We start from the raw sequence: 12,780 nt of genomic DNA, 5'->3' as shown, positions 1-12,780 counted from the left end.
AGCACGGGGTAGGGAACGCCAGTCTTCACGCCGGCATAGCCGACAAGGTTCATCAGGAAGTAGATGATCAGCGAGCCGATGCCGATGGCGATGATGAAGTTGACGAAGCCGCCGCAGAACAGAAAAAGGCTCGCGGCGAGATAATAGCCCCAGAGGCTGTGGACGTCGGAAGTCCAGACGTTGAAGATTGAAAACGGCCCCCAGTTCCTGACTGTTGCCGGAGCCAGATCCTCGTTGTAGAGGTCCGGCGAAGCGCCTTGTATAGTCATTGCAACTGTCCCCTTTTGCAAAACGCGGCGTCCCCGCGTTAACTGGTGAGGGTAAGCCTGACGCTGGGGAACCTACAAGCAATCCATTTGCCGGCTTTGGCCTTAAAGTCATTCAATGAGAATCGCGCTTCTCGTCGCGCCAAAACAGGAATCGCCTTTACTTGAGTCGGCTTGCCAATCGCGCCCTGTCCGGTTCCGAACTTTTTCGACCAGCAACCAAAATTGTGTGGAACCAAACCCCTGGACATGCGTTTATGCGGGTTCGGCCGCTTTGCGGTCGACCGGGAGGATAGTGATGGATCGCTTGCATTTCTTTACCCCAGTGCGGATCGCGCGTGGGCAGGGATACCCCTTGGAGGAAGTCGACAGCGTCTCCGAAGCGATGGTGTTCCTGCGGAAGTGGCCAACGGGGAGACGCGGCCCCGTTTATCAATGCGCCGTGAATTGCTGCTCGGCAGCTATGGCTGGCAAGATGTCGGCTGAGGAGGCGAGAAAGGCTTTTGTCGGCTTTGCCCGCATCACTCGGATTCTCGACGACGAGATGGCGCTGCCTCTGGGTGGCGTTTCGATGGACAATGTCTACGCTCTAAGGCGCTAGCACGTTCGAATCCTTCGGCAGCATGAGACGTGGGCCTGAGGCCGACGTCCCGGTGGTGTTGTGTCCTTACTGGCACGAGTTGCTTCGTTTCAATTCTCCCTGAAAGAGCGTGTGAGGGAGGCTTCCACCGGGGCCAGCGGCTGGTCGTGTCACACGCCGGGCTGTTCCATCGCCTGCCGGCGGCGCTCTACCGGCAGATTGTCCACCGGATGCCATGCCGGCTGGAATATCGTGCAGCGGAACTAAAAATCCCACCGCCCCTTTAGGTATGCAGCGTTGGACCGAGAGGCGTGTTGGCGAGGGATGCCGGCACGACGCGGATGCCATCCGGGCGGTTGGAGGCGGATTTGGCGGCGCGTGCGAAGAGCGGCATTCGCCTCACGGTGATCGCGGTGGCGGCAGTGCCGCTGCTGTTTTTGTTGAGCGGTCTTGTCATCCGCTACGCCGCATTCGCATCGGTGTCGCCGGATCCGAGCCTAGCGGCCTATGCCCGCGCCTTCTGCAAATGGGATTGCTCCTGGTATGTCGGCATTTCCGAACAGGGCTATGAGCGTTTTCCCATTCCTGGCCGCAGCAATGTCGGGCGCTGGGGGTTCTTTCCGCTTTATCCGATGCTGGTGGCGGCGGTCCGCACGATTCTGCCCTTCTCCACGATCGCGATTGCGACGGCGGCATCGCTGGCGTGCGGCTATGTCTCGTGCCTGGTGGCATGGCCGCTCATGGACAGGAACATGCGGGCCTATGTGCTTTATTGCGCCTTCCTGCTGAGCGGCCCGTTCTCGTTCTATTTTGCCACCTTCCTCACCGAGCCGCTCTTCGTGCTTTTGACGTCCTGCCTCTTCCTGGCGCTCAAACGCTCGAACCATCTCGCCGCGGGGTTGTCTTGCGCGCTGCTCTCGGCAACGCGGGTCGTCGGCGTGCTGGCCGTGTTCGCGATCGTCATTCGCATGTTCGAGGAGCATCGCGCCAAGGGCGGGTCGGCCATCGGCTTCCCACGCTGGCTGCTCGGCCGGCCGGATCTCATCATCGCCATACTCATCTCGCCCGCCGGCCTGTTCGCCTACATGCTCTACCTTTACGTCACGGTCGGGGACGGCTTTGCCTTCGTGCACGTCCAGCGCGCGTTCGGGCGCGTGGCCGGCAACCCGCTGCTGTTCCTCTGGGCGGGGCTGTCCTATCACCCCGGGGCCGGTTGGTGGCCCAGTGCGCCGCAATGGAGCGCGTCGACGGCAATCGTGGGACTGGCGCTGGCGGCGGTGCTCGCGGCGCGCAGGCAAATTGGCGCGGCCCTGTTCTGCGCCATGGCCATCATCCTGCCTTTGACCTCGAATCTGGCTTCGATGGTCCGCTATGTCGTCGGCCTCGCGCCGCTGACGATGCTGACGGCGGTGCTGCTGTCGGGCTCGAAGGCGACATTGGTCGCTGCGCTGATTGTCTTCCTCTTCACCTGCTACTTCATGACCGTGGCCTGGCTTGGAGGCTATCTTGCGCTGGTCTGAGCTGACGGAATCGACCAGGCCGGTAATCCTGGGTGCCGGCTACGCGCTGGCGGGCGCACTTGCGGCAGCCGAGATCGCCATCCTGGCGCTTGCCCTCAGCCCGAATGTCAGCGACGATTACCGCGCCTATTACATCGACAAGACCACCACATGCCTCAACCGGGACGCCGTGGGGCGCTACACGCCAGGCCGGACCGTATCGTTCCGCTCCGACGGCGCCCGGGAAGCAACCACCATGATGGTCTGCGGCTGGTCGGGGCCAGTAGCGGACGGCACCCATTCGCTGGGCGAGAGCTCTCGCCTGCGCCTTACCCTGCCGCCGCTCCGCGACGGGCTTCGGGCAACGCTGGAAATGGCCGCCGTTATTCGCCCGCCGCAGACCTGGCAGAGGATCGTCGTGTCGGCCAATGGGACCGAGGTGTATCGGGGGACGCTGTCGGGCGATGTGGCGACAACTGTGTCCTTCGTCATTCCGCACGCCGTGCTGGCTGGCAAGGCGACACTGGACATGGCCATCGAGTATCCCGACGGCATTCCGCAAAGCGCCGATGCGAGCAACATCTACAACCGCGCCATCAAGCTGAGATCTTTTCGGTTGGACACGCTTTGATCCTCAGGACGGCCCGTCATCGCGCAGGCGGCGCTCTGCAAAGACCCAGCGATCGAGCACAAGAAGGTTAAGCGCTGGGATGGCCAAGGAAGTGAGGAGAACGGGAACGGCAAGCGGCAGGCCGAATGTCACCGTCAGCAGGTACGGTGCCGCGTAAGCCATAGCGAGGCCAGCAATGGTCAGCAACACGAAACGCGGCGCCTGCGACCGGTGCGAGCCGGCCGACATGAAGGTGAAGGATTTGTGCGCCAGATAGGAAAACAGGGCGGCGGCCGCGTAAGCGGCGAGCGAGGCTTCGACGGGCGCGAGCCCGAGCCAGTTCGATCGGGCAAAGATTGTAGTCAGGACGGCATAGAGGATTGTGGCGACAAGGCCGACTGAAGCGAAGCGCCCCAGGAGCTTCGTGCCGGCGACGCGACGATTCTCAGGCGCGGGCGATACAGGCATACTGCGCTCCGAGCGGCAGCCAAGCGAGCGCGCCTTCCAGTTTCCGGGCAAGCGGCTTGGCCGACGGCAGGAGCAGAAAATGCTCGCAGTGCACGTCGCGGAAGCCCGCCTGCTCAAGCAGCGATGCCGCCTTGCCAGCGCGAAGCAGCACAGCGTCCTTGTCGAACGGACATCTCAACACCGCCATACGGGTCAGCGGGTTGTAGGGATTGTGCTCGATGATGCAGCCAAGTCCGCCTCGCCGAACGACGCGCCGCATCTCGCGGATGAAACCCAGCCACGACGCAGGCGGCACGTGGTGGACGACGCAACTGGCGAACGCCAGGTCGAACATGCCATCCGCGTAAGGCAGGCGTGAGGTGGTGCACACGCTGTATGCGACGTGCGGGTTCTCAGCGCTGGCACGCGCGAGGGACTCCTTCGACACGTCGCAGCCGTCGAGTCGATCGAAGACATCGGCGAGATGCGGATGAAGCGAGCCCACGCCGCAACCGACATCGAGCGCGCGCACGCCTGCGCCGCCCCGCCGGAGGTCCTGCTCGAGGACCAGTCGTCGCAGAAGCTCGGCCTTGGCACGCAGGAAGAAATCATGGCGCAGCCCGGAGAACCGGATCGAGCCCTCGACTGCCTCACTGTAGCTGGACCTATAGCTGTCGAAGAGTTCGGACATCCGCCGTGACCCCGTTCCTGGACTTGCGAAACGAAGCGCGCTTGTCGCGGGAGGCGACGCGCATCGGCCGGTCGAAGCCACTCAGCCTTTCGACAACATAGAGCGGGCGCCGTTTGACCTCGGCATGGATGCTGCCGACGTAGAGACCCATCACGCCGGTCATGAAAAGATTGATGCCGATTAGCAGCGACACGATCACCACCGTGGATGTCCAGCCGGCAATCACGCCGGTTTCGAGGATCCAGGCCGCGATGGCGTATGCGCCAAACGCCAGGGCGAGAGCGGAAATGGCCAACCCGGTCAACAGCACCAGTTGCAGAGGCCGCTCCGAAAAACCGATGATGCCATGGATGGCAAGCCGCATCATCTTCCATAACGGGTATTTGGTTTCACCAAGCGTCCGCGCCGGGCGCTCGAACGGCACCGCCGCCTGCTTGAAACCCATCCAGCCGAACATGCCCCTGACGAAGCGGTCGTGCTCCGGCATGCGCTTGAACGTGTCCAGCGCCTTCCGGCCGACGAGGCGGAAGTCGCCGACATCGCGCGGGATCTCGACCGGTGTCATCCTCTCCAGCAGCCGATAGAACAGGCTGGCGGTGACGCGCTTGAACCAGGTTTCGCCCTTGCGGCTGACGCGCCTTGCGTAGACGATCTCGAAGCCGTCCTTCCACTTCGCCACCAGGTCGAGAACGACCTCGGGGGGATCCTGCAGGTCAGCGTCCATGACGATGACGGCCTCGCCGGAGGCCGCTTCCATGCCGGCGCTGATGGCGATCTGGTGGCCGAAGTTGCGGGAGAGCTCGATCAGGCGGAAGCTCGGTTCGGCGGCGACCATGCCGCGCAAATAGCTCACGCTTCGATCGCTGCTTCCGTCGTCGACGAAGATGACTTCGGTGTCTCCGTCCAGTTTTGCGGTCAGTGCGCTGATCCGCTCGACCAGCCGGGGCAACACCTCCTCCTCATTGTATATCGGCAGCACCAATGAGTAGCGTAGGGACGGTGCCCGCGTCCGGATCCGCTGGACAGATTCTTGCATGGGATTGCAATGGAACACCGGCCAGAAAGTTCCATAAGCAGGCGCTAATTGCGGAAGAAATGGCGCTGTTCCTCGCCAAAAAAGGCGCGCAACGTTCGGTTGAAATCTAACCCGGTACCGACAGAAGTCCTTGGATCGAGGATTTTGATGCCCATCTTTTTCAGGCCGGGCGGATGGAGCCACCAGATCGCGAAAGATCGGCGCTGCATCGTGCGCCGATCTCGGCGTTCCTGCGGCGCAAAACCTTTCTTGAGATGCCCCGTGACGAACCTGGGCTCTCCAAGAGCCGGATTTTAGTTTAGGGAAGGTGTCCAATTCGTCTGCGCCCCGTGTGCACGGACGCATCGGAAACCGGAAAAACGGCCCGTCCCGTGGGGGAAAAGACCACACACGACGTGGCCCAACATTTTTGAAACAACAAAAAAATGTCGAAGTATCAAGATTTCAGAATAGCCATAGCACCAATGATGGACTGGACGGACCGGCATTGCCGGTTCTTTCACCGTCAGCTGACGCGTCGCACGTTGCTCTACACGGAAATGGTGGTGGCGGACGCAGTCATCCATGGCGCACGCGAGCGCCTGCTCGGCTTCGACGGTGCCGAGCATCCGGTTGCGCTTCAGCTTGGCGGTTCGGATCCGCGAAAGCTTGCCGAAGCGGCGGTGATCGGCGAGGCGTTCGGTTACGACGAAATCAATCTTAATGTCGGCTGTCCGTCCGACCGCGTCCAGTCGGGCACTTTTGGCGCGTGCCTGATGAAGACGCCGGTGCTGGTCGTGGAATGCATCGCGGCGATGAAGGCGGCGGTGAGAATCCCCGTCACGGTCAAATGCCGCATCGGCGTCGATGACCAGGACCCCGAACCCGCTCTCGACACGCTCGCAGACGGCGTGCTGACGGCCGGCGCCGATGCGCTCTGGGTGCACGCCCGCAAGGCGTGGCTGGAGGGGCTTAGCCCCAAGGAAAACCGCGAGATCCCGCCGCTCGACTATCCGCGCGTCTATCGGCTCAAGACCAGGAAGGCCAACCAATTCATCGGCATCAACGGCGGCATTCAATCCCTTGACGAGGCAGAGGCGCACCTCGCTTATGTCGACGGCGTCATGCTCGGCCGCGCGGCCTATCATACGCCCGGCATCCTCACCGGCATCGATGCCGCATTTTACGGCGAGGCGCCGGTCGCTTTCGACTACGCGGCGCTGATGGACGCCATGGCCGCTTACGCCGCGCGTCACATCGAGAAGGGCGGACGGCTCGGCCATGTCACGCGCCATATGGTCGGGCTGTTCCACGGTCTCCCGGGCGCGCGCCGCTACCGGCAGATTTTGTCCACCGACGCCAACAGACCCGGCGCCGGGCCAGAGGTGCTGAAGACGGCGTTCGCGGCAATAGATTTCGTGGCGGCGGAAACCGAAGCCGCTTGAGGCGGATCGGCGGCAGAGCATTTCACCGTTCCACAGAAACGGCGAACCGCTCCATCTGTTTGTCTAGACGAAATTCGGGGCGGATAAGCGGGAATCTAGTCGCGCAGGATCATCCGGTCACCCCGCACCTCGAAACCCGACAGCGAGCCGATGAAGTTCATGCCGAGCAGGCTTTGCTCGAGCATGCCGGGCGCCGCGACCATCACCGGCATATCCTTGCGCATGATGCCGCCGATCGCCATCTCGTCGGTCCTGACCGTTGCCGCACGCGCCATGCCGTTGGCGGTCGAGACGTCCACGGTGTAGCTGAGCGCCGCTGGGTTGAAGCCGGCCGCCTGGGCGTCCTCCGCCGTCAGCACCGTGCTGGTCGCGCCGGTGTCGACCACCGTGCGCACCGGCCTGCCGTTGACGAGGATTCGCGCCTCGAAATGGCCATTGCCGGCCTTGTCGAGCGTCACGGTGGCACGGCCACTATCGACGCCAAGCGCCAAGGGGCTTCCCGGAACAAGGCCGGCGGTGACGCGGCTGACAACATCCTGCAGCTCGTAGCGGTACTGGTAGCCGGCGATCAGCGCCAGCACGATTGCCGCCCAGACGCCGAAGTTGCGCGCCATGTCACCGAGCGGCCGGCCAGAGCGAATAAGGCTGGCGCCGATTACCGCCACCAGGACTCCAACCCAGATCAGCCTGCTGAAATCGTTGTTCTCGATGCCGAAGGTGCGGCCGGCGGAATCATTCATCATCAGCAGGATCAAGCCGGCGCCGATCACCAGCATGACGACCCAGAACAGGCGATTCATGGCCAGCCCTTTCTTACAGCCAGCTCTTTCACAGCACGCCGCGCTCGCGCGCCATGCGGGCGCGCCGCGTCTCGCGGCGGGGCCGGCGTTCGACCGTCTCCAGCCGCGCCGGCAACTCGGCCATGACTGCACGCCGGACTTCCGGCGTCATCGCGATCCACCCGGCGATCTCATCGCGCGTGCGGCCGCAACCGAAACAGAAGCCGGTTTTCATGTCGATGGAACAGACGAGTATGCAGGGAGACTCGATGGCGGTCATGCTGTTCTCTTGCCTTCACTCCACATGGTGCAACCGCAACGCCAATGCAAGCCCTTCGCGATGCGCCGTCGACCGGCGCTTTCGCGGCATTGCCGGGCGGTTGTGCCAGGCGGTGAAGGCGGCTATGCCGCTGGCTGTTCCTGCAAAGAGACCGCATTCGATATGACCGCAAAGCCTTTCGATGATTTCCGCACTCTGCTGGCAACGCTGCCGCCGGCCGACGCCGCCGCCGAAACCCGCGTTCGCACCCTGTTTGCCAAGGCCGACAAGCCGAAAGCTTCGCTTGGCCGGATTGAAGATGTCGCGGCATGGCTCGCCGCTTGGAGCGGGCGTGCGCCGCCGGCCGTCAATCGTCCGCTTGTGGCGATCTTTGCCGGCAACCACGGTGCCGTTCGGCATGGCATTTCGCCGCGGCCGGTTTCGGCGACCGCCAATGCCGTCGAACTCTGCGCCGCCGGAGGTGCAGCGATCAATCAGATCTGCATCGCCAACGATCTCGGCCTGAAGGTCTTCGACCTGGCGCTGGATATTCCGACGGGGGACATCACCGAAGAAGCGGCCCTCGACGAGCGCGGCTGCGCCGCCACCATGGCCTTCGGCATGGAAGCGGTCGCGGGCGGCGCCGATCTTCTTTGCCTTGGCGATCTGGGCGTCGGCAATTCAACCATCGCGGCCGCGCTCAGCGCTGCCCTCTTTGGCGGCAAGGGGTCCGACTGGGTTGGACCTGGATCGGGGGCGGACACGGCGATGATGGCGCGCAAGGCCGAAGCGGTCGACCGGGCGCTTGCTTTCCACGGCTCCGGTCTCGGCGATCCGCTCGAGGCCTTGCGCCGCGTCGGCGGGCGCGAGTTCGCGGCAATCTGCGGCGCCATTCTCGCAGCCCGCATGCAGAAGATTCCTGTACTGCTCGACGGGTTCGTCGCGACGGCTGCCGCCGCGGTTCTGCACAAAGCCGATCCTTCCGCGATCGACCACTGCCTGCTCGCCAGCCTGTCGCCGGAGCCGGGCCAAGCCAAAGTCGCCGAACGGCTTGGGCTCGAGCCACTGCTCGATCTTGCTGTCAGTCACGGCGAAGGAGTTGGGGCTGGACTTGCCGCCGGTCTCGTCAAGGCCGCGGCGCTCACGAGCTCCGGTATGGCTGCGGCGGTTCGTGGCTGAAGCACGTGTGCAGAAATCGGCTGCAGGTTATCGGGGTAGGGAGTCAACGCCGGAGCTTGGGAATACGATAGACGACAGCGATATATTTTGGATTGGATCGCCTTCCAACTACCGAGCCTCCGAGACGTTCTGCAATCTTTCTGCTAGCGATGTTTTCTTCCGCGACAGGATAGTCAAAACTGTCCGGCGCGAGTTTCTCCGACGCCCATGCAACCACGGCGGCGATTGCCTCCCGGCCGATGCCCTGTCCTTGAGCGCCTTCCTTGAGCCAGATTCCAAGTTCGGGAGATACCGTGTTTGCCGCATGCAGGCCAACAAGCCCTAGACAACGACCGTCTTGCGAACGCCGCACAACGAAATGCAGGTCCGATCCGTCGAGGATCGGTTCTAACCAAGACCGCCAGACCGCGCCAAATGCGGCCGACGATCGTGGCGGTTCCCACTGCATGAAGCGGGTGATTGAAGGCGTAATACAGGCGTAAAGCTCTTCGGCATCACCGGGCGTAAATAGCTTGAGGGATAGGCGTTCCGATTTGATCTCGGTGCGGCTTGGATCCCAATCAGTGATCGTCATCTCAGGGGGCAATTTTGTCATATCGGACCGAAGGACTCAACGCCGCCGGGCGGCGACAGCCTTGGTCGGCAGCGCGGGCAATTCCTCCATCACTCGGCTCAGCGGGAAGATGGCGATGGCCTCGGTGCCTTCGCGCAGCTTGGAGTGCAGCTCGAACTCGCCGCCATGCATGTCGAGCAGACCCTGCACGATCGGCAGTCCGAGGCCCGTTCCCTGTTCGGCGCTCTTGATGGCGATCGAGCCCTGGCCGAAGGCGGAAAGCACCACTGGGATTTCCTCTTCCGGAATGCCGGGACCGTTGTCCTTGACCGAGATGTACTGACCGCCGCCCGCCGTCCAGCCGACGCGCACACGCACTTCGCCGCCCGACGGCGTGAACTTGATGGCATTGGACAGCAGATTGAGCGCGATCTGCCGGATGGCGCGCTCGTCGCCGAACAGGCGCGGCAGCGCGGTCTCGAACTCCTGGATGACGCGGATGTCCTTGTTGCGGGCTCTCAGTTCCATCATATGGCAGCAATCCTCAACGATCGTCACCAGCACCACCGGCTCCTCGTTGAGCTGGTAGCGGCCGGCCTCGATGCGCGACAGGTCGAGGATCTCATTGATCAGATCGAGCAGATGCTGGCCGGATTCGTGCACATCACGCGCGTAATCGCGATAGGTTGGGTTGTTCATCGGCCCGAGCACTTCATTGGCCATCACTTCGGAGAAACCGAGGATGGCGTTGAGCGGCGTCCGGAGCTCATGGCTCATCGAGGCGAGGAAGCGCGACTTCGCCAGATTGGCGTCCTCGGCGCGCCGCCTGGCCTCGTCGGACATGGATTTGGCAGTCTCCACCTCGGCGATCAGCGCGTCCTTCTCGGAGCGGAAGGAGAGCAGCATCCAGGATGACTGGTTGAGATGGCGCGCGACGTAGCCGAAGAAGGGCAGGGCAGCGACCAGAAGCGCCGCCATGATCCCTTCGATCGGCATCCACAGGCGCAGGACGGCATAGACATAGACCGCGACGGGAACGGCGAAGGTCGCCAATAGCGCGCCGCCCAGGGACGATGCCATCACCGCAGTCGTCGCCATGGCGACCAGGAGCACCATGGCCTTGACGACATGGAACTGGTCGACCTGGCATGTGGAGCAGCCCAGCCAGGCGAACCAGGCCCAGCCGAGGCCGCAAAGCGAATGGCCGATCAGGAAATCGCGGCGCGTCTGCACAGGGTCGAGCTCGGCCGCTTCCGCGCGCTCGACGCGCCGCGCCATGAAAGTGACGATGGCGTAGCAAAGCAGCATGAAGAGAGCCCAGACGGCGACCTGGTTGCCCAGGCCCGCGAAGCGGCCGATGGCCGCTACCACAAGCACAAGCAGAGGAATCGCGGCCGCACTGACCACCATGGCGCGTGCATGGAGCTTGAGCAGCTCGCGGTCGAAATCGAGGCTGCCGGCCTGCTGCGAAAGACGGTCACGCGTCCTGCGCACCGCGCGAGCCACATCGCTGTTGCGATGCGGTTTCCTGCGGTCCACAATGAATTTGTCCGCTGTGTCCGAGCGTAGCAAAGGCATGCAAGTTCAATTTCTGCGCGCAGCGATTTTCAGTTCGTTAAGCTACGTTCGAATGATTAAGAGACTGTTTGCCATATGAGCCGTTCCTGGTCGCGAAGACCGCGCCGGCGCTATGTTCCGCGGCCTCCGCGAAGCCTTTTGCGCAGGCTTCTGGATTACGGGCTGGCCGTGGTCCTGCTTGGCCTGTCCATCCTGGTGGCGGCGCGGCTCGACCGGTTCGAGACGCGACAGGAGCAAGGCACGGCCATCGTCAGGGACGGCGATTCGATCACGCTTGGCGCCGAGCGCATCCGCATGCGCGTTATCGACGCGCCGGAATACACACAGACGTGCCGCAAGGACGGGGCCGATTATGCCTGCGGCAGGCTTGCGCGGCAGTCGCTGGTGCGGCTGATCGCCGACAGGCCGGTCTCCTGCAGCGGGTGGCAGCGCGACCGCTACGGCCGGTTGCTCGGCGACTGCAAGGCGGGCGACACGGACCTCAACCGCGCGCAGGTACAGTCCGGATGGGCCGTCGCCTTCGGCGACTTCGAAACCGAGGAGGCCGTCGCGCGGGCTGCCAAGGTGGGCATCTGGGCTGGCTCCTTCGATCAGCCGCAGGACTGGCGCGACAGCCATCACAATCAACCCGTCGAAAGGAAGCACGGCGCACTGGCTTCGCTCGGCGATGCGTTGCGTGAGCTTGTTCGTTTCTGGTGACGCCCGCTTCGGGGGATGCTCTGTTTGCCAACATGTGGTCTTGCCAAACCGCTATGCAGTTTTGGGCGACATGCATTGCAGCGCGCCCTAAGATTGGCATGAAGATCGGAGACTAGAATGAAGCTGTTCGATGGCGGCCGGGCGCCCAACCCCAGGCGGGTTCGGGTTTTCCTGGCTGAAAAGGGGCTAGCCGTCCCTTTGGTGCCCGTGGACATGGGCGCGCTGGAGCATCGCAAGGAGCCGGTGGCGTCGCGCAATGCGCTGCGGCGGCTGCCCGTGCTCGAACTCGACGACGGGACCATCATCACCGAATCCATCGCCATTTGCCGTTATTTCGAGGAGTTGCATCCCGAGCCCGCCCTGTTCGGAACAGGCGCGCTCGGCAAGGCCATGGTGGAGATGTGGCAGAGGCGTCTGGAGCTAAATCTGATGAGCTGCGTGGCCGCCGCGTTCCGGCACATCCATCCGGCAATGAAGGAATGGGAGGTGCCGCAGATCCCGGAATGGGGCGAGGCCAACAAGCCGAAGGCCATCGAGTTCCTGCATCTCCTCGACCGGGAGTTGGCGGATAGGGAATTTGCCGCCGGCGACACCTATTCGGTCGCCGACATCACCGGGCTGATCGCCATCGATTTCATGAAGCCGGCACGCATCAAGGTGCCTGAAGAATGCGGGAACGTGCTGCGCTGGCACGCAGCGCTCTCCAGCCGGCCAAGCGCTGCTGCTTGAGGCTTGTTTTTGGAGAACCCGCCGGACATGAGCGAAGCGCTGGAGAGCCTTGCCGCCAAGGTGCGGGCTTGCCGCATCTGTGTCGAGCAGCCGCGCGGCCGGCCCCTGCCGCATCAGCCGCGCCCGGTGCTTGTGCCTTCGTCGAAGGCCCGCATCCTGCTTGCCGGCCAGGCGCCGGGCACGAAAGTCCACATCTCGGGCATGCCGTTCACCGACGCTTCCGGGGATCGCTTGAGGAACTGGCTCGGCGTCACCCCCGACGAGTTCTACGACACGGAAAAATTCGCCATCGTGCCGATGGGTTTCTGCTTTCCGGGCCAGGACACCAAGGGCGCCGACCTGCCGCCGCGGCGCGAATGCGCCACCGCCTGGCGCGCCGATCTGATGGCGCTGATGCCGCAGATCGATCTGGTGCTGACGATCGGCGGTTATGCGCAGTCCTGGCACATGG

At 63.4% G+C, this 12,780-nt stretch carries 15 protein-coding genes and 1 pseudogene; 8 read left to right on the top strand and 8 right to left on the bottom strand.

Features of this window, described 5'->3' with window-relative positions; translation table 11 throughout:
* Positions 1-269 (bottom strand): cytosine permease (locus EOA49_RS25590; RefSeq protein WP_206520219.1); only part of this gene is annotated, 269 nt, incomplete at its 3' end.
* Positions 270-564: 295 nt separating this feature from the next.
* On the opposite strand from EOA49_RS25590, the gene EOA49_RS25585 reads away from it, so the two are divergent.
* From EOA49_RS25585 to EOA49_RS25575, 3 genes are all read left to right on the top strand, one after another.
* Complete coding sequence (locus EOA49_RS25585) at positions 565-867, top strand: DUF982 domain-containing protein (RefSeq protein WP_067319945.1); 303 nt, start codon at positions 565-567, stop codon at positions 865-867.
* A 347-nt stretch (positions 868-1,214) separates the two neighbouring features.
* Positions 1,215-2,366 (top strand): hypothetical protein, encoded by a 1,152-nt coding sequence (locus EOA49_RS25580; RefSeq protein WP_245460796.1) that lies wholly within the window; start codon positions 1,215-1,217, stop codon positions 2,364-2,366.
* Positions 2,353-2,976, top strand: a complete 624-nt coding sequence (locus EOA49_RS25575) for a hypothetical protein (protein WP_245322431.1) — start codon at positions 2,353-2,355, stop codon at positions 2,974-2,976. Before EOA49_RS25580 ends, EOA49_RS25575 begins: the two co-directional genes overlap by 14 nt.
* A 3-nt stretch (positions 2,977-2,979) precedes the next feature.
* Here EOA49_RS25575 and EOA49_RS25570 read toward each other — a convergent pair whose 3' ends face one another.
* From EOA49_RS25570 to EOA49_RS25560, 3 genes are read right to left on the bottom strand one after another with little or no spacing between them, the layout of a single operon-like run.
* Positions 2,980-3,423 (bottom strand): GtrA family protein, encoded by a 444-nt coding sequence (locus tag EOA49_RS25570; protein ID WP_127241036.1) that lies wholly within the window; start codon positions 3,421-3,423, stop codon positions 2,980-2,982.
* The gene (locus EOA49_RS25565) at positions 3,401-4,093 is read right to left on the bottom strand and encodes a class I SAM-dependent methyltransferase (protein ID WP_127241035.1); all 693 of its coding nucleotides are present in this window, start codon (positions 4,091-4,093) and stop codon (positions 3,401-3,403) included. Before EOA49_RS25565 ends, EOA49_RS25570 begins: the two co-directional genes overlap by 23 nt.
* Positions 4,068-5,444, bottom strand: coding sequence for a glycosyltransferase family 2 protein (locus EOA49_RS25560; RefSeq protein ID WP_245460795.1), 1,377 nt, complete (start codon positions 5,442-5,444; stop codon positions 4,068-4,070). The genes EOA49_RS25565 and EOA49_RS25560 overlap by 26 nt, the downstream gene beginning before the upstream one ends.
* A gap of 110 nt (positions 5,445-5,554) precedes the next feature.
* On the opposite strand from EOA49_RS25560, the gene dusA reads away from it, so the two are divergent.
* Positions 5,555-6,553 carry a tRNA dihydrouridine(20/20a) synthase DusA gene (dusA, locus tag EOA49_RS25555; RefSeq protein WP_127243425.1) on the top strand — a complete coding sequence of 333 codons (999 nt, stop codon included), beginning with the start codon at positions 5,555-5,557 and terminating at the stop codon, positions 6,551-6,553.
* Between the two features lie 95 nt (positions 6,554-6,648).
* Here dusA and EOA49_RS25550 read toward each other — a convergent pair whose 3' ends face one another.
* Both EOA49_RS25550 and EOA49_RS25545 read right to left on the bottom strand, forming a co-directional pair.
* Positions 6,649-7,353, bottom strand: a complete 705-nt coding sequence (locus tag EOA49_RS25550) for a TIGR02281 family clan AA aspartic protease (protein WP_127242196.1) — start codon at positions 7,351-7,353, stop codon at positions 6,649-6,651.
* Between the two features lie 28 nt (positions 7,354-7,381).
* Positions 7,382-7,612: a DUF1289 domain-containing protein gene (locus EOA49_RS25545; RefSeq protein ID WP_066992723.1), complete on the bottom strand. Its 231-nt coding sequence runs from the start codon at positions 7,610-7,612 to the stop codon at positions 7,382-7,384.
* Between the two features lie 162 nt (positions 7,613-7,774).
* Here EOA49_RS25545 and EOA49_RS25540 point away from each other — a divergent pair, with 162 nt between their 5' ends.
* Positions 7,775-8,770, top strand: a complete 996-nt coding sequence (locus EOA49_RS25540) for a nicotinate-nucleotide--dimethylbenzimidazole phosphoribosyltransferase (RefSeq protein ID WP_127242195.1) — start codon at positions 7,775-7,777, stop codon at positions 8,768-8,770.
* Between the two features lie 43 nt (positions 8,771-8,813).
* Here the strand turns inward: EOA49_RS25540 and EOA49_RS25535 are convergent, their stop codons facing one another.
* Positions 8,814-9,344, bottom strand: coding sequence for a GNAT family N-acetyltransferase (locus EOA49_RS25535; protein ID WP_127243424.1), 531 nt, complete (start codon positions 9,342-9,344; stop codon positions 8,814-8,816).
* Between the two features lie 36 nt (positions 9,345-9,380).
* Positions 9,381-10,901, bottom strand: coding sequence for a HAMP domain-containing sensor histidine kinase (locus EOA49_RS25530; protein WP_127241348.1), 1,521 nt, complete (start codon positions 10,899-10,901; stop codon positions 9,381-9,383).
* A 75-nt stretch (positions 10,902-10,976) separates the two neighbouring features.
* On the opposite strand from EOA49_RS25530, the gene EOA49_RS25525 reads away from it, so the two are divergent.
* The 3 genes and pseudogenes from EOA49_RS25525 to EOA49_RS25515 form a co-directional block, all read left to right on the top strand.
* Entirely contained in the window at positions 10,977-11,600 is a 624-nt protein-coding gene (locus EOA49_RS25525; RefSeq protein WP_127241349.1) for a thermonuclease family protein, read from the top strand.
* A gap of 117 nt (positions 11,601-11,717) precedes the next feature.
* Entirely contained in the window at positions 11,718-12,329 is a 612-nt protein-coding gene (locus tag EOA49_RS25520) for a glutathione S-transferase (protein ID WP_095780510.1), read from the top strand.
* A pseudogene (locus tag EOA49_RS25515) lies at positions 12,269-12,780 on the top strand (uracil-DNA glycosylase family protein); the annotation flags it as partial. The gene EOA49_RS25520 and the pseudogene EOA49_RS25515, both read left to right, overlap by 61 nt.

The organism is Mesorhizobium sp. M1A.F.Ca.IN.020.04.1.1, assembly GCF_003997315.1.
In the GTDB taxonomy this organism is placed as follows: Bacteria; Pseudomonadota; Alphaproteobacteria; order Rhizobiales; family Rhizobiaceae; genus Mesorhizobium.
The sequence above is the reverse complement of the archived record's forward strand: the minus strand, read 5'-3'. Positions and strand labels throughout refer to the sequence as shown.